The 24352-nt window shown below is 63.4% G+C and carries 24 protein-coding genes and 1 pseudogene; 9 read left to right on the top strand and 16 right to left on the bottom strand.

Going from position 1 to position 24352, the window contains the following annotated elements:
• Positions 1 to 3 precede the first annotated feature (3 nt).
• The 8 genes and pseudogenes from RFM98_RS10805 to RFM98_RS10770 form a co-directional block, all read right to left on the bottom strand.
• Positions 4 to 1641 carry a dihydroxyacetone kinase subunit DhaK gene (locus RFM98_RS10805; protein ID WP_320308846.1) on the bottom strand — a complete coding sequence of 546 codons (1638 nt, stop codon included), beginning with the start codon at positions 1639 to 1641 and terminating at the stop codon, positions 4 to 6.
• 78 nt (positions 1642 to 1719) lie between these two features.
• Positions 1720 to 2733 (bottom strand): ABC transporter ATP-binding protein, encoded by a 1014-nt coding sequence (locus RFM98_RS10800; RefSeq protein WP_320308845.1) that lies wholly within the window; start codon positions 2731 to 2733, stop codon positions 1720 to 1722.
• Positions 2726 to 3832: an ABC transporter ATP-binding protein gene (locus tag RFM98_RS10795; protein ID WP_320308844.1), complete on the bottom strand. Its 1107-nt coding sequence runs from the start codon at positions 3830 to 3832 to the stop codon at positions 2726 to 2728. The genes RFM98_RS10800 and RFM98_RS10795 overlap by 8 nt, the downstream gene beginning before the upstream one ends.
• A 2-nt stretch (positions 3833 to 3834) precedes the next feature.
• Positions 3835 to 4038: a hypothetical protein gene (locus RFM98_RS10790; protein ID WP_320308843.1), complete on the bottom strand. Its 204-nt coding sequence runs from the start codon at positions 4036 to 4038 to the stop codon at positions 3835 to 3837.
• A 190-nt stretch (positions 4039 to 4228) separates the two neighbouring features.
• Positions 4229 to 5179: a carbohydrate ABC transporter permease gene (locus RFM98_RS10785; RefSeq protein ID WP_320308842.1), complete on the bottom strand. Its 951-nt coding sequence runs from the start codon at positions 5177 to 5179 to the stop codon at positions 4229 to 4231.
• The gene (locus RFM98_RS10780; protein WP_320308841.1) at positions 5176 to 6123 is read right to left on the bottom strand and encodes a carbohydrate ABC transporter permease; all 948 of its coding nucleotides are present in this window, start codon (positions 6121 to 6123) and stop codon (positions 5176 to 5178) included. The genes RFM98_RS10785 and RFM98_RS10780 overlap by 4 nt, the downstream gene beginning before the upstream one ends.
• Positions 6124 to 6246: 123 nt before the next feature.
• Positions 6247 to 7578: an ABC transporter substrate-binding protein gene (locus tag RFM98_RS10775; RefSeq protein WP_320308840.1), complete on the bottom strand. Its 1332-nt coding sequence runs from the start codon at positions 7576 to 7578 to the stop codon at positions 6247 to 6249.
• A 293-nt stretch (positions 7579 to 7871) separates the two neighbouring features.
• Positions 7872 to 7979, bottom strand: a pseudogene (locus tag RFM98_RS10770) (PIG-L deacetylase family protein); the annotation flags it as partial.
• A gap of 59 nt (positions 7980 to 8038) precedes the next feature.
• On the opposite strand from RFM98_RS10770, the gene RFM98_RS10765 reads away from it, so the two are divergent.
• The 5 genes from RFM98_RS10765 to nhaA all read left to right on the top strand — a co-directional run bounded on the left by RFM98_RS10765 (position 8039) and on the right by nhaA (position 15643).
• Positions 8039 to 8929, top strand: coding sequence for a DMT family transporter (locus tag RFM98_RS10765; protein WP_320308839.1), 891 nt, complete (start codon positions 8039 to 8041; stop codon positions 8927 to 8929).
• Between the two features lie 56 nt (positions 8930 to 8985).
• Positions 8986 to 11448, top strand: coding sequence for an ATP-dependent helicase HrpB (gene hrpB / locus RFM98_RS10760; protein WP_320308838.1), 2463 nt, complete (start codon positions 8986 to 8988; stop codon positions 11446 to 11448).
• 366 nt (positions 11449 to 11814) lie between these two features.
• The gene (locus tag RFM98_RS10755) at positions 11815 to 13140 is read left to right on the top strand and encodes an ActS/PrrB/RegB family redox-sensitive histidine kinase (protein WP_320308837.1); all 1326 of its coding nucleotides are present in this window, start codon (positions 11815 to 11817) and stop codon (positions 13138 to 13140) included.
• Positions 13141 to 13572: 432 nt separating this feature from the next.
• The gene (locus tag RFM98_RS10750) at positions 13573 to 14136 is read left to right on the top strand and encodes an ActR/PrrA/RegA family redox response regulator transcription factor (RefSeq protein WP_320217456.1); all 564 of its coding nucleotides are present in this window, start codon (positions 13573 to 13575) and stop codon (positions 14134 to 14136) included.
• A 316-nt stretch (positions 14137 to 14452) separates the two neighbouring features.
• On the top strand, positions 14453 to 15643 hold the full coding sequence (nhaA, locus tag RFM98_RS10745) for a Na+/H+ antiporter NhaA (protein WP_320308836.1): 1191 nt from the start codon (positions 14453 to 14455) through the stop codon (positions 15641 to 15643).
• 113 nt (positions 15644 to 15756) lie between these two features.
• On the opposite strand, the gene RFM98_RS10740 is transcribed toward nhaA, so the two are convergent.
• The 3 genes from RFM98_RS10740 to RFM98_RS10730 form a co-directional block, all read right to left on the bottom strand.
• Positions 15757 to 16803, bottom strand: coding sequence for an RNA polymerase subunit sigma-70 (locus RFM98_RS10740; protein WP_320308835.1), 1047 nt, complete (start codon positions 16801 to 16803; stop codon positions 15757 to 15759).
• 42 nt (positions 16804 to 16845) lie between these two features.
• Positions 16846 to 17592, bottom strand: coding sequence for an SDR family NAD(P)-dependent oxidoreductase (locus RFM98_RS10735; RefSeq protein WP_320308834.1), 747 nt, complete (start codon positions 17590 to 17592; stop codon positions 16846 to 16848).
• Positions 17593 to 17773: 181 nt separating this feature from the next.
• Positions 17774 to 18274: an MmcB family DNA repair protein gene (locus tag RFM98_RS10730; protein WP_320308833.1), complete on the bottom strand. Its 501-nt coding sequence runs from the start codon at positions 18272 to 18274 to the stop codon at positions 17774 to 17776.
• Between the two features lie 110 nt (positions 18275 to 18384).
• Here RFM98_RS10730 and RFM98_RS10725 point away from each other — a divergent pair, with 110 nt between their 5' ends.
• Positions 18385 to 18984 carry a hypothetical protein gene (locus RFM98_RS10725; protein ID WP_320308832.1) on the top strand — a complete coding sequence of 200 codons (600 nt, stop codon included), beginning with the start codon at positions 18385 to 18387 and terminating at the stop codon, positions 18982 to 18984.
• Between the two features lies 1 nt (position 18985).
• Here RFM98_RS10725 and RFM98_RS10720 read toward each other — a convergent pair whose 3' ends face one another.
• Positions 18986 to 19210 (bottom strand): hypothetical protein, encoded by a 225-nt coding sequence (locus tag RFM98_RS10720; protein WP_320308831.1) that lies wholly within the window; start codon positions 19208 to 19210, stop codon positions 18986 to 18988.
• A 206-nt stretch (positions 19211 to 19416) separates the two neighbouring features.
• Between RFM98_RS10720 and RFM98_RS10715 the strand changes: the two genes are divergently transcribed.
• Positions 19417 to 20379 carry a BstA C-terminal domain-containing protein gene (locus RFM98_RS10715; RefSeq protein WP_320308830.1) on the top strand — a complete coding sequence of 321 codons (963 nt, stop codon included), beginning with the start codon at positions 19417 to 19419 and terminating at the stop codon, positions 20377 to 20379.
• Here the strand turns inward: RFM98_RS10715 and RFM98_RS10710 are convergent.
• The 3 genes from RFM98_RS10710 to RFM98_RS10700 all read right to left on the bottom strand — a co-directional run bounded on the left by RFM98_RS10710 (position 20372) and on the right by RFM98_RS10700 (position 22341).
• Complete coding sequence (locus RFM98_RS10710) at positions 20372 to 20530, bottom strand: hypothetical protein (RefSeq protein WP_320308829.1); 159 nt, start codon at positions 20528 to 20530, stop codon at positions 20372 to 20374. The genes RFM98_RS10715 and RFM98_RS10710 overlap by 8 nt on opposite strands.
• Positions 20531 to 20799: 269 nt before the next feature.
• Complete coding sequence (locus RFM98_RS10705; RefSeq protein ID WP_320308828.1) at positions 20800 to 21345, bottom strand: Panacea domain-containing protein; 546 nt, start codon at positions 21343 to 21345, stop codon at positions 20800 to 20802.
• A gap of 54 nt (positions 21346 to 21399) precedes the next feature.
• Positions 21400 to 22341 (bottom strand): IS1595 family transposase, encoded by a 942-nt coding sequence (locus tag RFM98_RS10700; RefSeq protein WP_320308827.1) that lies wholly within the window; start codon positions 22339 to 22341, stop codon positions 21400 to 21402.
• Positions 22342 to 22509: 168 nt separating this feature from the next.
• Here RFM98_RS10700 and RFM98_RS10695 point away from each other — a divergent pair, with 168 nt between their 5' ends.
• A complete protein-coding gene (locus tag RFM98_RS10695; protein ID WP_320308826.1) occupies positions 22510 to 22980 on the top strand; it encodes a nucleoside deaminase in 471 nt (156 codons plus the stop codon).
• A gap of 14 nt (positions 22981 to 22994) precedes the next feature.
• On the opposite strand, the gene cueR is transcribed toward RFM98_RS10695, so the two are convergent.
• The gene (cueR, locus tag RFM98_RS10690; RefSeq protein WP_320308825.1) at positions 22995 to 23384 is read right to left on the bottom strand and encodes a Cu(I)-responsive transcriptional regulator; all 390 of its coding nucleotides are present in this window, start codon (positions 23382 to 23384) and stop codon (positions 22995 to 22997) included.
• A 225-nt stretch (positions 23385 to 23609) separates the two neighbouring features.
• On the opposite strand from cueR, the gene RFM98_RS10685 reads away from it, so the two are divergent.
• On the top strand, positions 23610 to 24227 hold the full coding sequence (locus RFM98_RS10685) for a L,D-transpeptidase (RefSeq protein ID WP_320308824.1): 618 nt from the start codon (positions 23610 to 23612) through the stop codon (positions 24225 to 24227).
• Positions 24228 to 24352: the final 125 nt, after the last annotated feature.

Genomic DNA, 24352 nt, shown 5'->3' with positions numbered 1-24352 from the left:
CCTTCATGCCGGGGCGAACAGCGCCGCCACGGCAGCGAAAACTTCGGCGACCGCGAAAGCGCCGGGGTCCGCTGTGTCGAGCTGCCTGCCGATATAGGCGGAACGCCCGGCCTTGGCCTTCTGCATCGCGGCGGTTGCCTCGGCACCTTGCCGCGCCGCTTTGGCGGCCGCTTCCACCCCGGTTGCATCGAGGGCTTTCAGCGCCGGCTCCAGCGCATCGACCATGGTGCGGTCGCCGATCTTGGCACCGCCGTAGAAAGTCATGCGGTCGAGTCCGGCGAGCAAGGCCTTGCTGAGCGACGCGCCGGTGCCGAGCGACTGCGATGCGGCGGTGAAGAAGATCGACAGAAGTACGCCGCTGGAACCGCCCATCGAAGTGCCCAGAGTATCGCCGATCGTCGCGGCAGTTGCGGCGCGATCGGCAAGCGGCAGTGCATCGATGCGCTCGAGAATGCTGCGCGCGCCCGTCGCCACCGTCGAGCCGGTGTCGCCATCGCCCGCCTTGGCGTCGAGACTGTTGAGCGGTTCTTCCAGCGAGATCAGCTTCTCGCAGACGGCCGTGATCAGTCGATGCGCGCCGGTGTCGCGGCTGGCCACCTTTGTCTCGAGATTGGCGGGCTTGGTCATCGCCATGACGACCGGTACGCGTACCGGCTTCGCCGGTAGCCAGGCATGCGGACCGACAGGTGCCAGCAGGGCTGCCTCGCGCTCCGCGTCCAGCTTGATCAGCGACAGCGAAAAGCCGTTCATGTTGAGCGCGGTCATCAGATGCCCGGGGCCGACAGTCAGCGCCACGGCCTTCGCCAGCGGCGAGGCGAGCACCGCATTGGCGATGAGCGACATTTCGAGCGGAGGTACCGAGCCGAGATTGTTGACCAGCAGGGCATGACGGCTGCCGGCATCGAGCCGCGCCGCGAGGCGCTCTGCCATGATCGCCACCAGCGCGCCGGCGCTCTGCAGCGCGATGCGCTCGACGCCCGGCTCGCCATGGATGCCGAGGCCGAGCTCGCCATCATCCGCGCCGAAGCGATCCTCATGCGCCTGTCCGGGGATCGAGCAGGAGGAGAGCGAGATGCCGAGCGAGACAATATCCTTCGCGGCCGCGCGCGCCGCGGCCGCGACCGACGCCAGGTCGCGGCCGGTTTCGGAGAGGTGACCGGCGATCTTGTGCACGAACAGCGTGCCGGCGACGCCGCGCGGCTGCGCGATGTCGGGCAGCGCGATGTCGTCGGCGACGATCACCATATCGACCGCGAGACCTTCGGCGCGCGCCTTTTCCGCGGCCAGTCCGAAATTGAGCCGATCGCCGGTGTAGTTCTTGACGACCAGCAGGCAGCCCGCGGGGCCGGTCGTGGCGCGGATCGCCGCCAGCACCGCCTCGACGCTCGGCGAGGCGAAGATCTCGCCGGAGACGGCGGCCGTCAGCATGCCGGCACCGACGAAGCCGGCATGCGAGGGTTCATGCCCGGCGCCGCCGCCCGAAACCACAGCCACCTTCGTCTTGTCCCAGTCGGCGCGAAGCACGACCTTGATCTCGGGATAGCCGTCGAGGCGGGCCAGCGTGCCCGACCCCGCCGTGGCGAGGAAGCCGTCGAGTGCTTCGGTGACGATGGTGTCCTTGCGGTTGAAAAAGTGCTTCATGGATTTCGTCCAGTCCGTATCTGCGGTCGTCAATCGGTTTTGCAAATATGTGGTCAGAGCCGGCTACATCAGTCCCCGCTACATCAGTCTTTGCCCGTCCGAGCCGAAATAGAGCGGCGCGATGTAGCGGATCGTCACTTTGTCCCCCTTTGCGAGCGGCGTGTCGGGATCGGTCAGCGTGACCAGCTTTTTCACCCCCACCGTCACGTGCAGGTGGTTCTGGTCGCCCAGGTGCTCGACCCAGTCGACGACGCCGTCGGCATGGCCGTTCATTGCCTTCTCGATCGCGAGATGCTCGGTTCGGGCGCCGATCGTCGCCGTTCCGGCCGGCGCGCCGCCGTCGGGCAGCAGCCCGGCCGGCAGAAGATTGATCGCCGGCTGGCCGAGGCGCGCCGCGACATGGAGGTTTGCCGGCTCCGAATAGATCGCGCGCGGCGTACCGATCTGCACCAGCACCCCATCGGCGAGAATGCCGATGCGGTCGGCCATGGTCATCGCCTCGATCTGGTCGTGCGTGACATAGAGCATGGTGGCGCCGAGCTCGGACTGGATGCGCTTCAGCTCGAGCCTGAGATCGGCGCGCAGCTTGGCGTCGAGCGAGGACAGCGGCTCGTCCATCAGATAGATCGCCGGCTTGCGCACCAGCGCCCGGCCGATGGCGACGCGCTGCATCTCGCCGCCCGACAGTTTTGTCGAGCGGTTGTCGAGCTTGTGGTCGATGCGCACCATGCGCGCCACTTCCTCGACGCGGCGGCGCACCGCTTCCTCCGGAAACCGCCGCGCCGGCGAGCGCAGCGGGAAGGCGAGGTTTTCGAACACCGAAAGATGCGGGTAGAGCGAATATTGCTGGAAGACGAAGGCGGTATCGCGCTCCGCCGGCGACAGGGCCGTCGCGTCCTGCCCGGCTATGCGGATCGCGCCGCTGTCCGGCCGTTCCAGCCCGGCGATAAGCCTCAGCGTCGTCGTCTTGCCGGCGCCGGTAGGCCCGAGCAGCACGACGAATTCGCCGTCCTTGATCCGCAGGTCGAGATCGTTGATCGCGACAGTGTCGCCGAAGCTCTTGGTCACGCCCTGGATATGGACATCAGCCATGGCGCGCCTCCGCTGCCTGATCATGCATGGCGGTCCTGACCGCGCGGCCGGAACCCTTCTCGAACAGCGACAGCCGCGCGCCGTTCAGCGCCAGCCCGACCTGTTCGCCGGGACTGAGATGAATGCCCGCCGGCACCCGTGCCTTGATGATGCCGTCGGCCGTCTCGACGGCAACGATCTGCGTGGTGCCGAGATATTCGGTGCCGTAGATAGCGCCGCGCAGCTTCGAGCCGTCATCGAAGCGGATGTGCTCGGGCCGGATGCCGAGCGCCATGTCGGCGGGCGCGATATCCTCGCGCACTTCCGGCACCGTGACCTTGGCGCCCTGCACGACGATCTCCTTCGCGCCCTTGGCGAGGCCGCCGCCGAACTTCAGGAAATTCATCGGCGGCGAGCCGATGAAATCTGCGACGAACATCGTTGCCGGCCGGTCATAGATCTCGCGCGGCGTGCCGAACTGTTCGATGACGCCATGGTTCATCACCGCTATCTTGTCGGCCATCGACATCGCTTCCATCTGGTCGTGCGTGACATAGACGGTCGTGGCGTGGATGCGGTTGTGCAGCTCGCGCAGCTCATGCACCATCAAATCGCGGAATTCCGTATCGAGGGTCCCCAGCGGTTCGTCCATCAGGAAGCATTTCGGCCGCCGCACGATGGCACGGCCGAGCGCGACGCGCTGGCGGTCGCCGCCGGCAAGGCCGGAGACGGATTTGTCGAGCAAATGGTCGATGCGCAGCAGCTTCGCGGTCTCCTCGACCCGCTGGCGGATCTCGGCCGACGCCATGCCCTGCGCCAGCAGCGGAAAGCCGATATTCTTGCGCACGTTCATGTGCGGGTAGAGCGCGAAGAGCTGGAAGACGAAGGCAATGTCGCGCTCGCGCGCCCGGCGCATGGTGACGTCCTCGCCGCCGAGCAGGATCTTGCCGCCGGTCGGCAGTTCGAGGCCGGCGATCATGCGAAGCGTCGTCGTCTTGCCGCAGCCGGACGGGCCGAGCATGACGAAGAACTCGCCGTCCTCGACGACGAAATTGGAGTCCTGCACGGCGACAAATGCGCCGAAGGCCTTCCTCAGGTTCTGAACACGGATCTCGGCCATGTCTATTCCGGAAATTTCGAGACGATGATGAACATGACCGTGCCGGCAAGCATGGTGACGAAGGAATAGGTGTAGAGCGACAGCGCGAAAGGTTGGAACAGCATCAGGAAGCCGATCGCGATGAGCGCGGTCGCTATGTTTTCCAGCAGGCCGCGCCTTGCCCAACGCGGCCAAGAGGAGCGCTTGGAGACAACCGAGTGGCTCATGCAACACCCCCTTCCTTCTCCCCGTTCACGGGGAGAAGGTGGCCCGAAGGGTCGGATGAGGGGCGGCGCAAACGTCCCTGATTGCGGCATACGGCGGCGCTGCCCCTCATCTGCCTGCCGGCATCTTCTCCCCGTGAACGGGGAGAAGGGGCGCTTCCGCAGCGCTGGTTCCATACTTGCTGACTGTTCATCATTTGCGCACCGCGCCGAAGGTGATGCCGCGCAAGAGCTGTTTGCGGAGCAGGATGGTGAAGACGAGGATCGGCACCAGGAAGATGGTCGTGCCCGCCGCCACCGCCGGCCAGTCCTGGCCGCCTTCGCCGATGATCGTCGGGATGAAGGGCGGCGCGGTCTGCGCGGTGCCGGAGGTGAGCAGCGCGGCGAAGGCATATTCGTTCCAGGCAAAGATCAGGCAGAAGATGGCGGTCGCGGCGATGCCGGTGGTCGCTTGCGGCAGCACGGTGCGCCAGAAGGCCTGCAGCCTTGTATAGCCGTCGATCATCGCGGCCTCTTCATACTCGCGCGGGATCTCGTCGATGAAGCCCTTGAGCAGCCACACGGCCAAGGAGACGTTAACCGCGGTGTAGAGCAGGATCATGCCGAGCGCGGTGTCGGAGAGGCCGAGCTCGCGGTACATCAGGTAGATCGGGATCGCCACCGCGATCGGCGGCATGAAGCGTGTCGACAGGATGAAGAACAGAAGATCGTCGGCCAAAGGCACCTTGAAGCGCGAGAAGCCGTAGGCCGAGAGCGTGCCCAGGAACACCGCGCAGAAGGTCGAGCCGAAGGCGATGATCAGCGAGTTGACGAAACGCGGCAGGAAATTCGATGGCCCGGCGATGACCATGTTGCGCTTGCGCACGGTCTCGTCGCAGAAGCCGGTCGCCGGCCCGAGCGAGTTGATATATTCCGGCGTCTGCCTGGTGCGGGTGGTGAACAGGTTGCAATAGCCCTCGATGCTCGGCTGGAAGACGATTTTCGGCGGATAGGCGATCGAGTCCGGCGGCGTCTTGAAGCTGGTGGCGAAGATCCAGAACAGCGGCACGATCGAGATCAGCGCATAGGCGATGATGATCGTGCCGGCGATCAGCTTGGCGTTCGACGAGGGTGCTACGACGGAATGGGCGGTGGTCAGGCTCATCTCTGCTTCACCTTGTTGAGCGCCTTGACGTAGATGTTGGCCAGCCCGAACACCGCGACGAACAGGATGATGGCGAAGGCCGACGAATAGCCGGTGCGCCAGCTCTCGAAGGCCTGCCGTTTCAGCGTGATCGAGGCGACCTCGGTGGTCGAGCCGGGTCCGCCGCCGGTCAGAAGATTGACCATGTCGAACATCTTGAAATTCTCGATGCCGCGGAACAGCACCGCCAGCATAATGAAGGGCAGCGCCATCGGCAGCGTGATCGACCAGAACTGCCGCCAGTTGGAGGCGCGGTCGACCTCCGCCGCCTCGTAGATGTATTCCGGGATCGAGCGCAGGCCGGCGAGGCAGATCAGCATCACGTAAGGCGTCCACATCCAGGTGTCGACGATGATGATCGACCACGGCGCCAGCTCGACATTGGACAGCATCTGCACATTCGTCGGCGGAATGCCGGTGACGAACGAGATGACATAGGAAAACAGCCCGATCTGCGGCTCGTAGAGGAAGCGCCAGAAATTGCCGACCACCGCCGGCGACAGCATCATCGGCACCAGGATGATGGTCGTCCAGAAGGCGTGGCCGCGGAACTTGCGGTCGATCAGCCAGGCCAGCGTGAAGCCGATCACCGTCTGCAACAGGATCGTCCAGAACACGAAATGCGCCGTGGTCTGCATGGCGATCCAGATGTCGTGGTCGCCGAGGATGCGCTGGTAGTTTGCAAGCCCCAGATTCTTCACCACTTCGTTGGGGCGGTTGGCGCGGTAGTTGGTGAACGACAGATAGATCGCCCAGAACAGCGGGAAGATGTTGATGGCAAGCAGCAACAGGATCGTCGGCGAGATGAACAGCCAGGCGAGGCCCTTGTCGCTGATGCCCCGGATCTTCTTGGCCAACGGCTCCGGGGTCGCCCGGGCAACATTGTCCGCAGTCCGATTGAGCATGGTAAGTCCTGCTTCGGTCACGGGTAGGTCTCAGCGATGGAATTTATCTGAACTGCGTCCCGTGCCAAGGGCGGCACGGGACGCGTCGGTCTGGCTCGGGAGGAGCCTTACATCTTGCCCCGACTACATCTTCCCGTCGTCCTGGAAGACCTGGGTCCAGTCCTTGACCAGGCCGTCGAGCGCGTCCTTGGCCGAGCCCTGGCCGGCGACGACATAGTCGTGGAAGCGCTTCTGCGAGGCCTGCAGCAGCGGTGCGTAGCTGGGTTCGGCCCAGAAATCCTTCACGATCGCCATCGAGTCGAGGAAGGCCTGCGCATAGGGCTGGCTGGACGGGAATTTCGGGTCCTTGACGACGGAGTTCAGGCAGGAATAGCCGCCGAGCGACCACCACTTGGCCTGGACGTCCTTGTTGGCGAACCACTTGATGTATTTCAGCGCCGATTCCTGCTTGTCGGAGTAGGAAACCACCGAGATGCCCTGGCCGCCGAGTTGGGCGAACTGGTCGCCGTCGGGACCTTTCGGATTGACGAAGTAGCCGATCTTGTCGCCGCCGACATTCTCGTCCTTCTGCAGGCCGGGCCAGGTGAAGGCGAAGTTCATATGCATCGCCACCTGGCCGGATTTGAAGGCGTCGACGCCTTCGCCCATGTAGCTGTTGGAAGCGCCGGGCGGGGTGCAGCAGTCATAGAGCGCTTTGTAGAACTCCAGCCCCTTCACCGATTTCTCGGAGTTGACGAAGCCTTCCATCTCATAGGGCTTCTTCGGGTTGTCATACTGGAAGCCATAGCTGTAGAGCACGTCCATGGCGCCCATGGTGATGCCTTCCGAGCCGCGTTCGGTGTAGATCGAGGCGCCGTAGACGGTCTTGCCGTCGATCTGCCGCTTCTGGAAGAACTCGGCGATCTGCTTCAGCTGGTCGAAGGTGGTCGGCGGGGCGAGGTCCCAGCCATATTTTTCCTTGAATTCCTTCTGCAGCTCGGGCTTGGAGAACCAGTCCTTGCGATAGGTCCACCCGACGACGTCGCCCATGGCCGGCAGCGCCCAGTAATTCGGCGTGTTCTTCGGCCATTCGGAATAGCCCACCACGGTCGCCGGCACGAAGTCGTCCATGCTGATCTTCTCCTTGTCGAAGAAGTCGTTCAGCTTCACGTAATGGCCGTTCTCGGCGGCGCCGCCGATCCATTGGCTGTCGCCGATGATCAGGTCGCAGAGCTTGCCATGCGAGTTGAGCTCGTTGAGGAAGCGGTCGGCGTAATTGGTCCACGGCACGAACTCGAACTTCATGCCGATGCCGGTTTCCTTGGTGAAGTCCTTGGACAGTTCCACGAGCGCATTGGCCGGATCCCAGGCCGCCCAGCACAGCGTCAGGTCTTCCGCATGCGCGACGTTCGAGACGGCTGTCGACGCAAAGATCGCCGAGGCCAGTCCCAACGCCAGTTTCAAGGTCGATTTCATGCCTTACCTCCCATTTGCGAAACGCGTCCGGATGACGGTTTCAAGAGCCCTCAACCCTCGCTCCTCCGAGGGCCTGAACATGGTGCGCAATGCGCTGCCGATGTTTAGTAATTTGTTTAGTGATGCTCTTTTTACTAAACAACGCAAGCGAATTCGTTGCTGCGCCGCAGCATGGTGAAACGGGTGACTGAAATCGTTCGGGAAATGCCGGCGGACGCTACGTCCCGCTGCTGTCAGCTGGCCCGGTTGGCGGGCTCGGGCTTGCCGTCACCGGCCGGATCGGCGGCGCCGGCTGCCGGGTCTCCCTTGCCGCCCTTGGCACCATCGGTGGCTATCGCAAAAGTCAGTTCTGCGCCTTGCGCGGGATAGGCGGCCAGCGTACCGAACAGGAGTATCTCGATGTCGTCGGGATGTGCCCCAGCGCCAGTATCTTCTCGTCGTCTCTCCCGGAAATTGCATCGTGCCGAACGGAATCCTGCTCGCTCTGATCGCCTATGCAAGCTATTCGTTCAGCGACGGGGTCATCAAGAGCCTGGGCGGTCAGTTCACCGTCTTCGAGATCGGCTTCTTCTCGACCTTGTTTGCCGGCTGCTTTCTGTTCTTCACCAAGCCCCGGGGCGAACGCTGGCGTGACTTCTGGCGCACCAAAAGGCCGTGGGCGGTGCAGGCGCGCGCCTTGGCGGGTATTGCGTCGGGTGTGCTCAGCGTCTTTGCCTTCACCACCATTCCGCTGGCGGAAGTCTACGCGCTGATCTTTCTGGCGCCATTGCTGGTCACCATCCTGTCGACGCTCGTCCTGAAGGAAAGGGTCGGTCCCTGGCGGTGGCTGGCCGTGGTCGCCGGCTTTGTCGGCGTCATGCTGGTGGTGCGGCCGGGCTTTCGCGAATTGCATCTCGGCCATCTCGCCGCCTTTGCCAATGCCTTCCTCGCCGCCACCAGCGTCATCCTGATGCGCTCGCTCGCCCAGCAGGAGAAGCGCACGACGATCCTCGGCGCGCTGGTCGGCTATGGCCTGGTCTTCAACGGCGTCGGCGCGGCCGCGACGTCGTTCTCTCTCCCCAATCTCGGGCAGCTGGTCTGGCTGATGCTGGCCGGTATTTTCACTGCCGGCGGACAGCTTCTGCAACTGCTTGCGGTCAAATACGCGCCCGCAAACCGCATCGCGCCGACGCATTACTCGCAAATTGTCTGGGCGGTTATCCTCGGCGCGCTGTTCTTCCATGAATATCCCGACTGGCTCTCGTTGGTCGGTCTGGCGGTGGTTGGCGCTTCCGGCCTTCTGACGATGGTGCGCGAAGAGGTAAGGCTCGGCACCGTGCGCTGGAACCCGTTTTCACGCACCAGGCTTTGACCGCGCACCGGTCGCGCAAGTTGCGCGTCGGCCGCGACGGCTGATATGCGGGCGCGATGACGACGAAACCGTTGCCTGAACTTCCGGTCACGGCCGTGCTGCCGGCGCTTGCCGCGGCACTGGCCGGGCGCAGCAGCGCCGTGCTGGTGGCGCCGCCCGGCGCCGGCAAGACGACGCTGGTGCCGCTGGCGCTGCTCGACGCGCCGTGGCTCGGCGCGGGCAGGATCGTGCTGCTCGAACCGCGCCGGCTCGCCGCCCGCGCCGCCGCACGCCGCATGGCCGAATTGCTGGGCGAGGAGCCAGGCGGCACCGTCGGCTACGCCATGCGCATGGAGAACCGCACGTCGGCCCGGACAAAAATCCTGGTCGTCACCGAAGGCGTGCTCTCCCGCATGATCCTCGACGACCCGGAACTGCCCGGCGTCTCGGCGGTGATCTTCGACGAGTTCCACGAGCGTTCGCTCGACGGCGATTTCGGCCTGGCGCTGGCGCTCGACGTGCAGGGCGCGCTGAGGCCGGACCTGCGTCTGTTGGTCATGTCGGCGACGCTCGACGGCGCCCGTGTCGCAAGGCTTCTGGCGCAGGCGCCGGTGATCGAAAGCGAGGGCCGCGCCTACCCGGTCGAGATCCGCTACGACGAACGCCCGGCCGGCGTGGCGATCGAGGACGCCATGGCCAGGGCGGTGCGCGCGGCTTTGGCCGGCGAGCAGGGCAGCGTGCTCGCCTTCCTGCCAGGACAGCGCGAGATCGAGCGCACCGCCGAGCGGCTTCAAGACAATGTCGCCGCCGACACCGACATCGTTCCACTCTACGGCCAGCTCGACAACAAGGCGCAGGACGCGGCGATCAAGCCGGCGCCCGCCGGCCACCGCAAGGTGGTGCTGGCAAGCTCGATCGCCGAGACCTCGATCACCATCGACGGCGTGCGTGTCGTCATCGATTCCGGCCTGTCGCGCCTGCCGCGCTACGAGCCGGCAAGCGGCCTGACCAGGCTTGAGACGGTGCGTGTCAGCAAGGCCTCGGCCGACCAGCGCGCCGGCCGCGCCGGTCGTACCCAGCCCGGCGTGGCGGTGCGCCTGTGGCGGGCGGAGCAGACCGCGTCGCTTCCCGCCTTCACGCCGCCGGAGATCCTGGAGGCCGATCTGTCCGGCCTGCTGCTCGACTGCGCCGCTTTCGGTGTTGCCGATCCGTCGAGCCTCTCGTTCCTAGATGCGCCGCCGGCGCCCGCTCTCAACGAGGCGAGGGTCCTGCTCAAGGCCCTTCACGCCATCGAGGATGCTGGCCGGCTGACGGAGGCGGGCGCTGCGATGCGCAAATTGGCGCTGCCGGTGCGGCTGGCGCATATGGTGGCCGAAGCGGCGAAGACCGGCCAGGCACGTCAAGCGGCTACGCTCGCCGTTCTGTTGACCGAGCGCGGGCTCGGCGGCGACAGCGCCGACCTCGAACGCCGGCTGATGCGCTTTGGCAGTGAAAGATCGCCGCGCGCCAATGCCGCTCGGCAATTGGCGGAGCGCTTGGTCAGGCAGGCTGGCGGAGAAACAAACGACACACCGGCCAGCGCCGGCTCGCTCCTCATCCATGCCTGGCCGGATCGCGTGGCAAGAGCGCGCGGCGAGCGTGGCCGCTTCGTGCTCGCCAATGGTTCGGGCGCCATGGTCGATGCCGCCGACCCGCTGGCCAATGAAACCTGGCTGGTCGTCGCCGACCTGCAGGGCAAGGCGCAGAACGCCCGCATCACCGCTGCCGCGTCCGTCGACGAAGCCGATATCCGCGCCGCCCTTGCCGATCGCATCGAGACGAAGCGCGAGACGACCTTCGACCGAGAGCGCCGTGCCGTGCGCATGCGCGAAACCGCGCGGCTCGGCGCGATCACGCTGTCAGAGCGCATGCTGCCGGCGCCGTCAGGCGCGGACGCCGACCGCGCCGTGACAGACGCCTTGCGCGAGCACGGCCTGTCGCTGCTCGACTGGGGCAAGGAGGCGGAGGTGCTGCGCCAGCGGCTCGGCTGGCTCAATCGCGGCCTTGGCGCGCCCTGGCCGGACGTTTCCGATGCCGCTCTTCTGGATCGCCTCGACGATTGGCTCTTGCCGTTTCTCGCCGGCGACGCCTCCTTCGCGGCCATCAAGCCAGCGACACTGTCGGCCGCACTCATGGCGTTGGTCCCGCACGACCTGCAGCGCAAGGTCGACGCGCTGGCGCCGACCCATTTCGACGCGCCGTCCGGCAGCCACGTGCCGATCCGCTACGATGGCGAGTGGCCGGTGCTGGCAATCCGCGTGCAGGAGCTGTTCGGCCTTGACCGACATCCGGCGATCGCCAGCGGCACCGTGCCGTTGACGCTCGAATTGCTGTCGCCGGCGCATCGGCCGATCCAGACGACGCGCGATCTCCCGGGCTTCTGGCGCGGCTCCTGGGTCGATGTGCGCACCGACATGCGCGGCCGCTACCCCAGGCATGTCTGGCCGGAAAATCCGCTGCTGGCGATTGCCACCAGCCGTGCCAAGCCACGCGGGACTTAGCGACGGGCTTACGACGGCGAACCGCATACCTTTGCGATTGGCGCAAACGCCCGTCGCTTCGTCATCCACGGGCGGAGCAAGGAGCGAAGCGACGCGCGCAGACCCGAGGATCCATTCCGTGACTTCGCCGCTTTGCGATGGTTCAGAATCTTGTTCCGCTACATTCTACGGTCAAGGTAACGGAATGGATCCTCGGGTCTGCGCTCCGCTTCGCGCCGCTCCGCCCGTGGATGACGAAATCGCGAGGAGTCTCGACCAATCACCAAGCACTCATGAGGGTGAACCGAAACACCGGCTGCCAACCCGGTTAAGTCGCCCTTACAGCACTACTAGCGCTTACTCTCCCGCGGCTATAATCGTAAGTCGATGATCAACATCCTGCGCGTGCCCGATTCCCAGCAAAGCCAGCGGTTGCGGCTCAACACGCTGATCCGCCTGCGCTGGCTGGCCATCGTCGGCCAGAGCCTGGCCGTGCTTGTCGTCGCCTACGGCCTGAAATTCCCGCTGCCGGTGCCGATGTGCTTTGCGCTGATCGCCTGCTCGGCCTGGATGAATCTGTGGCTCACCTTCCGCTATCCGGCGGCGCACCGCCTGACGCCGCTCTCGGCCTTCGCCATCCTGACCTTCGACGGCATCCAGCTCACCGGCCTGCTCTACATGACCGGCGGTCTGACCAATCCGTTTTCCGTGCTGCTTTCCGTGCCGGTCGTCATCTCCGCCGCGTCGCTGCCGCTGCGCTTGACTGCCGTGCTGGGCGCGCTGGTCATGGCGGCCGCCACGCTTCTGGTGTTCTTCCACCTGCCGCTGCCCTGGTATGAAGGGTCGCCGCTGCCGATGCCGTTCATCTATGTCGCCGGCATGTGGATGGCGGTATTCGCCTCGATCGCCTTCACCGCCATCTATGCCTTCCGCGTCGCGGCGGAAGCGCGCCTGCTCGCTAATGCGCTTGCCGCTACCGAACTGGTGCTGCAGCGCGAGCAGCATTTGTCGGCGCTGGACGGGTTGGCCGCCGCCGCCGCGCATGAGCTCGGCACGCCTTTGGCCACCATCACAGTCGTCGCCAAGGAGATGGAAAAGGCGCTCGGCAAGGACCCAAAATACGGCGAGGACGTGAAGTTGCTGCGCTCGCAGAGCGAACGCTGCCGCGAAATCCTGAAGCGGCTGACCAGCCTTTCGTCGGAAGGCGAAGCGCATATGTCGCGCATGCCGCTCACGTCGCTGGTCGAGGAGGTGACGGCGCCGCATCGCGATTTCGGCATCTCGATCCGGTTGCGGCCTGGCGAGCGCATCGGCCCGGAGCCGGTCGGCCAGCGCAGCCCCGGCGTCATCTACGGGCTCGGCAACCTGGTCGAGAATGCCGTCGATTTCGCCCGCCAGTCGGTTACCGTCAGTTGGAGCTGGGACAACGAGAAGGTCGTCTTCTCGATCACCGATGACGGGCCGGGTTTCCCGGCCGAGATCATCGACCGCATCGGCGAGCCTTATATGTCGACGCGCCAGGGCACCGAGGCCGGCGGCGGCCTGGGGCTCGGGCTGTTCATCGCCAAGACCCTGCTGGAACGGTCGGGCGCCACCATCGATTTCCGCAATTCGAGCGGGCTTGGCGAAGGCGCGGTGGTGCAGATCGCCTGGCCGCGCGGCGTCTTCCTCAACCAGGAGCAGGCTTCGGCCACCATGTTCGACAATGCCTAGAGCAATTCCAGGAAAAGCGCGCAGCGGTTTTCCGTCCGGAATTGCGGCAAACCAAGGATAGCAATTCCAGGAAAAGCGCGCAGCGTTTTGGCTCGGCGACTTCGCCGTAGCCTCCCGTCCGGAATTGCGGCAAACCAAGGATAGCAATTCCAGGAAAAGTGCGCAGCGTTTTGGCTAGGCGATTTCGCCGTAGCCTTCCGTCCGGAATTGCGAAACGGTGAACGAAGCCTTGCATTCGCCGCATGGCAGCTCTGTTGCCGGCTCTAAAAATTGGACATTGCTGTTGCGGAACTGTATCTGCGTAAAAGTGAGGCATATCGCCCAAAACTGTGCAGGCGGTGTTTGGGAAAATGACATGCCCGGAAACGAGGACTTAAGGCGCATTCGCTAGAATCCGTTTTGATGCGAAGTGCTCTTGGGGATGCCGATAAGATGAGCGGAGACGAAACGACTGGTGCAATGGTCGAGGGCGAGGACACCTCGCTGCTCATCGTCGAGGACGACAAGCCATTCCTCACCCGGCTTGCCCGGGCCATGGAAACAAGAGGCTTCGTGGTCGAGACGGCGGAGAGCGTGGAAGAGGCGGTCGCCAAGGCGCGCGCCCATCCGCCTGCCTATGCGGTGGTCGACATGCGGCTCGGCGACGGTAACGGCCTCGATGTCGTGGCAGTCATCCGCGAAAAGCGCGACGACGCCCGCGCCATCATCCTGACCGGCTACGGCAACATCGCCACCGCGGTGACGGCGGTGAAGCTAGGCGCCGTCGATTACCTCTCCAAGCCCGCCGATGCCGACGACGTCTTTGCCGCGCTCACCCGCACCTCGGGCGAGCGCGCGGCACCCCCGGAAAACCCGATGTCGGCCGACCGCGTGCGCTGGGAGCACATCCAGCGCGTCTACGAAATGTGCGACCGCAACGTTTCCGAGACGGCGCGCCGCCTCAACATGCATCGCAGAACCCTGCAGCGGATTCTGGCCAAACGCGCTCCGCGTTAGGCAAGCGTCGTCATCCACGGGCGGAGCGGGAGCGAAGCGGACGCGGAGACCCGAGGATCCATTCCGTGACGTCGACGCGCCGCAACGATGCAGAATTCTGCACCGCCATATTCTACGGCTCAGGTAACGGCATGGATCCTCGGGTCTGCGCCGCGTCGCTTCGCTCCTTGCTTCGCCCGTGGATGACGAACGGACTGGCGTTTCAGCCAACTTTCGAAGCGTGCGCCGCGGTGTAACTAAGCCTTGCGCCGCAATTGACGCCGCGCATCATTGGAATACAGGCTCCCGGCCAACGGGCTGGGTTATGGAGGGGTGCATGCGCGACGAAAAGCCAAAATCGATCCTGCGCGAATTCCTTGACGGCGAGGCGGCCGGCGGCATCATCCTGATGGTGGCCGCCGCCCTCGCGCTCATCGTCGCCAACTCGCCTTTGGCCGCAACCTATTTCGCCGTCCTTCACGCCTATCTCGGTCCGCTCAGCGTCTCGCACTGGATCAATGACGGGCTGATGGCTGTGTTCTTCCTGCTGGTCGGGCTGGAGATCAAGCGCGAGATGCTGGACGGGCAACTGTCGACCTGGCCGCGCCGGGTGCTGCCGGGCATCGCCGCCGCCGGCGGCATGGTGGTGCCGGCGCTGGTCTATGTCGCCATCAATCGCGACAATCCGGCCGCGATCGCCGGCTGGGCGATCCCCACCGCCACCGACATCGCCTTTGCGCTCGGCGTTCTGTCGCTGCTCGGCAGCCGCGTGCCGGCCTCGCTGAAGGTCTTCCTCACCGCCTTGGCCATCATCGACGATCTCGGCGCCGTCATCATCATCGCGCTGTTCTACACCAGCGGCCTGTCGCTCGCCTATCTGGCAGCCGCCTTCGTCGTCATCGCCTTGCTGGTCGTGCTCAACCGCATGCGGGCCATGAAGCTCTGGCCTTATCTGCTGCTCGGCGCGCTGCTGTGGGTGCTCGTGCTGAAGTCGGGCGTGCACGCCACGCTTGCCGGCGTGGCGCTGGCGCTCACCATTCCGCTGGAGCGTTCTCCCGGCATCAGCCACGATCTCGAACATTCGCCCCTGCACCGGCTGGAACACGGCCTGCACAAGCTCGTGCCCTTCCTCGTCATTCCGATCTTCGGCTTCGCCAATGCCGGCGTCTCGCTCGGCGGCGTGAGCTTCGCAGCACTTGTCGAGCCGCTGACGCTCGGCGTTGCCGCCGGCCTTGTCGTCGGCAAGCTGGTCGGCGTTTTCGGCTCCTCGGCTTTAGCCATCCGGTTCGGCCTCGCCGACCTGCCGGTCAATGCCGGCTGGCTGCATATGCTGGGCATTTCGCTGCTTTGCGGCATCGGCTTCACCATGAGCCTGTTCATCGGCCTGCTCGCCTTCGCCAGCGACCCGGCGCTCCAGGATGCGGTGAAGGTGGGCATCCTTGCGGGCTCACTGATTGCCGCGCTGCTGGGCGCAGCTGTGCTGCTCATGGCGCCGGCGGGAGGCGGGGTGGAAGAAGATCTGGGCTAAAGCGCGTCGCGCTGAACCGGCTTCAGGCGACGCGCTTTAGGTCTTTGTTTTGATGCATGTCGTTGTCCCAGAACCGCTGCACACTTCTGGGCGACATGCATCAAACCTCTCGGTCAAGGCGGGCCAGGCTCCGGCGGCAGGCCAAAGGCCGCGAACAAAGCGGGGCCGAGCGGCGGGACATAGATCGTCAGCGAGGCGATCTTGCCGTAGTCGGGTTCGATGACATGCAGCGAATGCGGCCGCCAGATGGAATCCCTGTGGCCAAGCGCGTAAACGCCCACGGCCGGCTGGCCGTTGGCGCCGACGGCGACCGCGCGGTAGCCGGCAAAATTGCCCCAGACGCTTCCCAGGAAAGCGCCGATTGCCGGGCGCCCGTGGTACCATTCCCGCCATGGCGGCATGTGATAGACGGCGTCCTCGCGCAGCAGGTCGACGAGCCCATCCAGATTGTCGGCCTGCCAGGCCAGCATATAGCGCTCGAGCAGCAGGCCTTCGTCCGCACTGGGCAGCGATCGCTGCGGCGGGCGCCCTTGGGGGTAGCGCTCGCCCAGCGTCGCGCGGGCCCGCTGCAGGGCGCTGTTGATCGAGGCGGTCGATCCGCCCAGCAATTGCGCGGCCTCGATGGCGGACCATCCAAGCACATCGCAAAGCAGCAGCGCGGCGCGCTGCCTCGGCGGCAGCAGCTGAATCGCCGCGACGAAGGCGAGCCGCACGGCCTCGCGGGCCTCGTAACGCGCTTCCGGCCCCGGCCTGTCATCGGCAATGTCGGGCAGTTCCGCGTCCGGATATGGCTCCAGCCAGGCGAGCTCCGCGGTCGGGCCATCGGTCGCGCCTCCTTCGGAGGGCGGCCGCTCGGGTTGCTCGAGAATGCGCCGCGCCGACGACCGTGCCTTGATCGCATTGAGGCAGCTGTTGGTGGCGATCGAGTAGAGCCAGCCGCGCGCCGAGCCGCGTCCGTCGAATTGCGACCGCGCGCGCCAGGCTTTGAGGAACGTCTCCTGGACGAGATCGTCCGCCTCGTTGAGCGAGCCCACCATCCGGTAGCAATGGAGTTTCAGCTCGCGGCGGTGGGCGACGGTCAGGCGCTCGAACGCCAGCCGGTCGAGGACCGGCTGGCCTGGTCGGCCCAAAGGCTCGATAGGGCCGGAAGCATTAGTCATGTGGAGCCCGGAGAGCTGAATTCGGTTGCCATCCTGCGCGTCTCATGCCGCCGCCGCAAGGCCGCTGCCGCTCACCGTGAAGGAGCAGCCCTGCGGCTTGCCCGTCGCGAGCTGGACCACCGCTTGTCCGACATCGGCCGGCGTCTGCATATCGCTCATGCTGGCCAGGAAGTCGGCCGGGCGGATGCCCATATAGGCCGCAATGCTGTCGATGCCGCGATCGCCGACCCCGGTGCCCGGCATGATGCGGGCCGGCGAGAGCGCCATGAAGCGCAGGCCGAGGCCGAGCCGCTCCGATTCCTTCTGGCAATGGCCGGCCAAAAATATCTGCATGCGCTTGGCGCCGGCATAGCCGCCGGAATTCGGCGGTCCGCCGCTGATGGCGGCGCCGCTGGCGATCAGCAACACACGGGCTCCGGGCTTGAGCCGGCCTTTAAGGGCTTCCCGGCAGAACAGGAACGACGCCTTGACGTCCATTTCCCAATTCGCCGAGAAGACCTCCCAGCTCTGCTCCTGTATCGGCGCCGAAGGGGCGAGCGCCCCCGCGCAAAGCACCAGCACGTCGGGTGCCAGCGCGTCGAAAACCGCTTGCGGCGCGGTCTCCGCCGTCGCGTCCGTGCTGAGCGTCCTCAAGCCCGGGCGTTCCCAGGCGAGTTGCTTCAGGTCGGCGGCGCCACGGGCAACCGCAAGCACGGTCGCTCCCTCGCCAAGCGCTGCTTCCACGATCGAGCGGCCGACACCACGGCTGCCACCGACGACGACGACATTTTGATTTTGCAGCGATTTCATTTGATCACCTCTTTTTCCAGGCCGCCGGCCATCCGGACGCGCCTGTTGGTGAAGACAATCACGATCGGCGGAAATCATCGGTGCGGAACGAAAATTCTCGCTGGCCTTGGGCAGGGGGTGGCTTGCGGCCCGGCCTGATGCCGGGTGTCAGCAGCAAGACGTCGGCGCACACGCTCGACTACTACTCGCTCTCGCCGTCCAGCGCCGGCACCGCAACGCCGGCAAGCTCCGCCGCCAAGAGCCGGGCAGCACCCGCGCGGGCGATCCGCAGCATCAGCGCTTTGCGCGTCGCAGCCGCCATGCGGTGCTCGGGCGCATCGCGCAGGACCTCCGCGCCATAGCCGTCGGAGAGGATGAAGCCGCATTCTTCCGGAAAGATTTCCTGTGGAACGCCGGGATGGGTGGCGAAGAAGAAGCGGTCGGAGTGCAGCCGGTAGTCCGGCCATTTGCGGTCGACCCGGAAATCCTCGATCGAGGATTTGATCTCGATGATCCAGATATCGCCCTGCCTCGTCAGCGCGACGAGATCGGCGCGCCGCCCGGTGGCCAAGGACAGTTCCGGCAGCACATGCGCGCCCATCTCGGTGAGAAGCCGCTGCACGCCGCGCCGCACCAGCATGGCGCGCTCCGACTGGCGGCCGTCGATCAGCGGATTGAGGGGAATCGGGGAAACAAGTGGCATGGCAGCCACCATGCCAGATTTTGTTCACGGTTTGAACCCAGCTAGTGGGGGCGATTGTATATTTGACAGACCCATTGCCCAAATCAGTGGTGCGCTGATATGAAAAGCGCATGGGGCTTATCGACTTTCTTCAAGCTAATTGGACTGCGGTAATGGCCGCGCCATGGGTGTTCGTAACCCTAGCCGTCCTATTCGGTGGTGGCGGCTGGGCGATTGGCCGCTTCATGTACGGCGAGCGCATCGAAACCCTGAAAGGTCGGATCGAGGCGGGGGACGAGAAGATTGCTGCTTTTGAAGCGGAGCGGAGCAAACCCAAGCCTGTCGAGGCCGACAAACCGCCGCAAACGCTATCGACACATGATGTTAGCGACGCGGTTCTAGGGCCGCCAGCTATGCGCCGCCGGGTCGCATCAGCTATCAAAGACCCTGAAGCACTGAGAGATCGATTAACCCGCCAGCGCTGGACCTTTTATTTCAGTCCGGCCGGAAACAATGGGAGCAAGAGCCTTTCCTTCCGGCCAGACGGGAGTATTGGCGAGGGTCGCAACGAGAACGAACATAACTGGGTATTCGAGGGTGATCGATTGGCTATCTATCGGCGCAACGGGGATTTGCAGAATGTTTTTCGCTATAGCGATAGCGGCCGATTTGAATACGTTTTTGATGTACGGGCCGTAGGATTCAAGCACCAATACCTTGTACCAGCCTAGCCTAGCGCGATCCGGCCCCGAACCACTTGATGAATGCGGCATCTTTTCCGGTGACGTCCTTCACCGCTTTCAACAGCGCTTCGTGCAGATCGCCCATGGCGCGATAATGATCGCATTGCGTCGATATCAGGGGCCGCACGATTGCCGTGTGCATGGCCGATGCGGCCTCCATGAACCGCTCAATCTCGACCTCTGATAGCTGCTTTGCCTTGTTGCGCCGAACCATTGCGACCTTCTACGAGAATCGCCCCATCTAGGATTATGGTCCTATGTAGTTTAGCGTGTTGGCAAGTGGCTACGTGGACCGATAACGAAGCACCCAATTTTGGTCAGGCACGAAAGCGCTACCTACATTAGGAATCGCTCTGGTTGTGTTACTTTAGGTGATTCGAATCTTTAGGTTGTGTCGTTAGGATCGAGGAAATCACCGAAATGACAGTTAAAATCAATATCTTAGCTGTTAAATCGAGCCAAATCGGCCCGAAAGGAAATCAGCCCAACTTGCCTCTTGTTGTCGAAAAAGAGCGCGAAATCGACGGCGTTGTTATGGGCGTTCTATCCGATGGAACGCCATACTTGAACCAACGCGGCCTTGCTGCGCTATGCGACGTGCAGAACGCACATATCGGCACCATCAGCAGCCAATGGAATGATGTTGATCAGAAGCCGCGCATTCAGAGGATAAAGGCAATCCTCGAAAAGGTCGGAAAGATACCGGCAACCGCCCATATCGAGGTCTTGCACCGGGGCGTGGTCCATTACTGCTATCCGGCGGATGTCAGCCTTGCGATCATGGAATACTACGCCATTGACGCGGGGGTGAACGTCTCAGAGAAGGCTCGCGACAACTATCGCATTCTTGCCGGCTCGCGCCTTCGCGACATGATCTATAGCCAAGTCGGCTATGATCCGCGCCGTGGCAAGGATCGTTTCGCGAAGTGGCACGAGCGATTGGCTTTGAATTATCAGTCGGCTCCCAAGGGGCATTTCCACGTCTTCAACGAAACCCACACAATCATTTACGAGCTAATCGTGGCGGGAGCCAACATCGGCGAAAAGTTCGTAGTGGACATCTCGATAGGCCAACACTGGTCAAAATATTGGGACGACCACAACCTGTCGGAAATTCACGGTGTTCGCCGCAAATACCCTCATCGCTACCCCGACGACCATCCTCAATCGAAAGCCAATCCGCACGAATCGTGGTGCTACCCGCTTGCTGCTCTTGGTGCATATCGGGAATGGCTACAGGATGAATATTTGGAAGGCGGCAAGTTTAAGGGCTACTTGGCCGGCAAGGTGGCGAAAGGCGATCTTCCACCGTCATTCGCTCAACTTGCGATTTCAGCGCTCGCTCCCGGTCAGATTGCCGGGCCGGGGGCCAATGTCACTTAGGCGATTTCGCCTTGTCGTCCTTTGGGGGTGGCGGCTTCGCCACCTTCCTAAGAGCAGCGTTCAACGGCTCTTCGGAATCGACGGTTTCAATCTCACGCGCCAGTTCGCGGAACTTGTCGATTTGAGTTTTAGGCTCGCCCGACTTGGGCATGTCTCGGCTCCGTAAATCTTGCATCAAGAAGGACGATCCCATGCTTTCCTGTGATCTCGTACACCACTGTTATCGTCGGCTGTTTGATCGACTTCGCACCATCGTAAGTGAACGCTCTTGTCTTCCCGTCTTCTGTCAATGGTTTGCCTAGTGTCGGATCGCGCGCGAGCACCCAGGTAACGGCATCCCATGCAGCGGAGGTGCCCTCCCATTTCTCTAGCGCGTCATCGAGCGCTGCTTGCGCTGCTGGATCCTCCACGATGTGCAAGCTAAAGCAGCCTTGTTCGCTTTAGGACTTTTTTGGCCCATTCCATCTCTTCATCGTTGGGGTCTCTAATCCGCTCTGCCAAGATGGAGTTGAACGGTATCCGTTCACCCATGCGAGCAATTTCCCATCCGTAGTTGTGAGACAACTCGCTGATGCTTGATGCGGTATGATCTTTGTCTACATGCCCTATCCAATAGTCGATCAGCGCTTTTTCATCGTCGCCGAATACCCCGACTTTGGGGGGCCTAAGCGCCTTGAACTTCCATCCCTCATGGTCATAGACCTTGTCCCGCCACTGGCGAATTGATCCCTCCGCCTCAAGGTCCGCACGTACCATCATGCCGTCACGCGGGATCGGCCCATGCTCTTGCCGGATATATGGTGCGCCAGTGATGGATTTGCCCGTGAGCACAAACCGTCTAGCGTCTGCAAACCAAGCGACCTTGTATAGCTTTGTCGCTCCAAAATTAGCGTGCGATCCCGCTTCCCAAATCACATAGTGAAGTAGGGTCTTTAGCCGGCTTCTGTCATACGCTCTGTCGGTCATCTTGAACCTTCGACGCTCAAGTAGGAACTTCGCGTCGGGATATCTACGTCTTGTTCACGGCGTCCCACGATACACCAAACGCTTGCCTTTCGCACCTTTCAGCGCGATCAGCGACCGCACCACGTCATCAACGCCCATCGCAACGCGGTTCGAATAGCGGAAGTCGAATTCCGCCAGATAGCGATGCAGATGCTGCTCGCTGGAATGCTGGTAGACGCCCTTCATGCCGCGCTTGAAGACCGAGAAATAGCCTTCGACGGTGTTGGTGTGGACGTTGCCACGAACGTATTCGTCCTTCGAGTGGGTGACGAATTCGTGCGAAGCGAAATCCTGGCCGGCGCGGCGATAGATGCCGCTCTCGTCGGTCATGAGCGCGCTTTCCTTAGCGATGTTGGCGCGCACGATCGGCATGACGTTGCCCATGCGGGCGGTATCGACATGGAAGGAACGGGCCTTGCCGCCGCGCTCGACCAGCTTAACGACCGTGTTCTTGTGAGCGCCGCCGCCAGACTTAACAGGGGTGCCCTTCAAGCGGCCGATGTAGGTTTCGTCCACCTCTACGAACTTGCCAGCGCCACCCATGGGCGTGAAGTCATCCGAGCGCATGGCTTCGCGGATGCGATGGCAGAGGAACCAAGCCGTCTTGTAGGTGATTTCCAGAGCGCGGTGCAGTTGATGGGCCGAAACGCCCTTCTTGCTGGCGCACTTCGCGTGCAGAGCCTGAAGCCAGATGTGCAGCGGGAGCTTGGACTCCTCGAAGATCGTGCCCATGCGGACGGTGAACTTCTTGCGGCAATCCGAGCACTTGTAGAGGCCGTGGATTTCAACGCCGTGCGGGTTCTTCTTCGAAGGCTTCGTGCGGCCGCCCTTCAAGGCGTAGTGCTTTTCCATCGAACCGCAATGAAAGCAGACCGGACCCTGCGGCCACAGCATACCCTCGACATGCTCGAAGGCGGCGGCTTCATCGTGGAAATAGGGGCGGGACAGGACGGACATAGCGATAACTCCTTGGATTCGTTATCGCATATCGCGTTGGGTCTGTCAAATATATAATCGCCCTAGTGGGGGCGATTATCTATTTGAAGAAGGTGGATGCTCGAGCAATGGTCAGCTCTTGCCAATCGCGCCCCTTGGCAGCAATCTCGGCGTGACCGGATTTTTCCCATGACACGCGATCAAATGCTCGCCCACCTGCGATCCGCCGACGCCGTCGCGCGCGAGGCGGCGGCGCATGGGCATCATCCGTTCGGTTGCATGCTGGTCGGCCCGGACGATCGCGTGCTGATGCGGCAGGGCAACCTCGATACGGTGCGCCATGCCGAGACCGAGCTGGCCCGGCGCGCCGCGGCGGCCTACGAGCCTGAGTTCCTATGGCAATGCACGCTGGTCTCGACCGGCGAGCCCTGCGCGATGTGCGCCGGCACGATGTATTGGGCGAACATCGGGCGGCTGGTCTACGGCTTCGAGGAGACAGCGCTTCTCGCGCTTACCGGCGATCACGCCGAGAATCCGACGATGAACCTTGCCTCGCGCACTGTATTCGCCTCCGGCCAGAAAAAGATCGAGGTCTTTGGCCCTTTCCCCGAAATCGCCGACGAGATGCTCGCCCCGCACCGCGATTTCTGGAAGCGCTGATAGGCCGTCCTGCTTCAGGCCGCTCCCGCCATGTCATCCAGGATCGGGCAGTCCGGCCGGTGGTCGCCATGGCAAGCCTGGATCAGCGTCTGCAGCGTCGAGCGCATCGACTGCAATTCGCGCACCTTCTCCTCGATCGCCCTGACATGGGCGGCGGCGATCTCGCGCACGTCGTGGCTGGCGCGGTCGCGGTCCTGATAAAGCGCCATCAGCTGCCTGCAATCGTCGATTGAGAAGCCCAGGTTGCGGGCGCGGCGTAGGAAGGCCAGCCGATGGATGTCCTCGCCGGAGTAATCGCGATAGCCGTTTTCGGCCCGCGCCGGGCGGATCAGGCCGATCTCCTCGTAATAGCGGATGGTCTTGGCCGGCAGCCCGGAACGCTCGGCGGCATCACCGACATTCATGGCGCTCTCCTCGGGTTCCCGGCGGCTCTCAAGTCGCCCCATTGATTTTGTTTCACAATCCTGTGAGGCCTGTTGCGGAAATGCCGCAGTTCGGCACTTACCGGCACGTGAGGCCTTGCATATAGGCAGTGCACGCTTGGCAAGCAAAAGAAATGCCAGCATGAATGATGTCAAGAAAGCGGCCGACTCGTGCCGCTGCATCGAGACAGGGCGTCGGACCTATTCATGCGTTTGAAGTCATTTGCAATCCTCGCCGCCCTTGCGCTGTCCGCCGCGATCAGCGGCTGCAGCACCATCGGCGGACAGTTGTTCACCAACAACTATGGCGCGATGAGCGATGCCGGCTATCAGCTGCCGCGCATCCCGATCGAGAAGGTTCCCGCCAGGTACCACCGCCAGGAAGTGCGGTATGACTCTTCGGAGAAGCCAGGCACCATCATCGTCGATACCCAGAACAAGTTCCTTTACTTCATCGAGGGCGACGGCATGGCGATGCGCTACGGCATCGGCGTCGGCCGCGAGGGTTTCGAGTGGCACGGCACCGCTCATATCGCGCTGAAGCGCGAATGGCCGACCTGGACGCCGCCTTCGCAGATGATCAAGCGCCAGCCCGAGCTTGCCAAGTTCGCCGGCGGCATGGAGCCGGGCCTGAAGAACCCGCTCGGCGCGCGCGCCATGTATCTTTTCAACAAGGGCGGTGACATGGGCTACCGCCTGCATGGCAGCCCGGAATGGTTCTCGATCGGCAAGGCGATGTCGTCAGGCTGCATCCGGCTGATGAACCAGGACATTATCGATCTCTACGACCGCACGTCGGTCGGCGCCAAGGTCATCGTGCTGTGATCACGAAGGCCGAGGCCAAAAGCTTTCGCAAGCGGACCGTCTAGGCAACAACAAGACGTCCAAAAACAGAAAACCGGGCTGTTGGGGCCCGGTTTTTTGTTTTTGCGATGAGGCTCAACCGGTCG

This window comes from Mesorhizobium australafricanum (assembly GCF_033977265.1).
In the GTDB taxonomy this organism is placed as follows: Bacteria; Pseudomonadota; Alphaproteobacteria; order Rhizobiales; family Rhizobiaceae; genus Mesorhizobium; species Mesorhizobium australafricanum.
The sequence above is the reverse complement of the archived record's forward strand: the minus strand, read 5'-3'. Positions and strand labels throughout refer to the sequence as shown.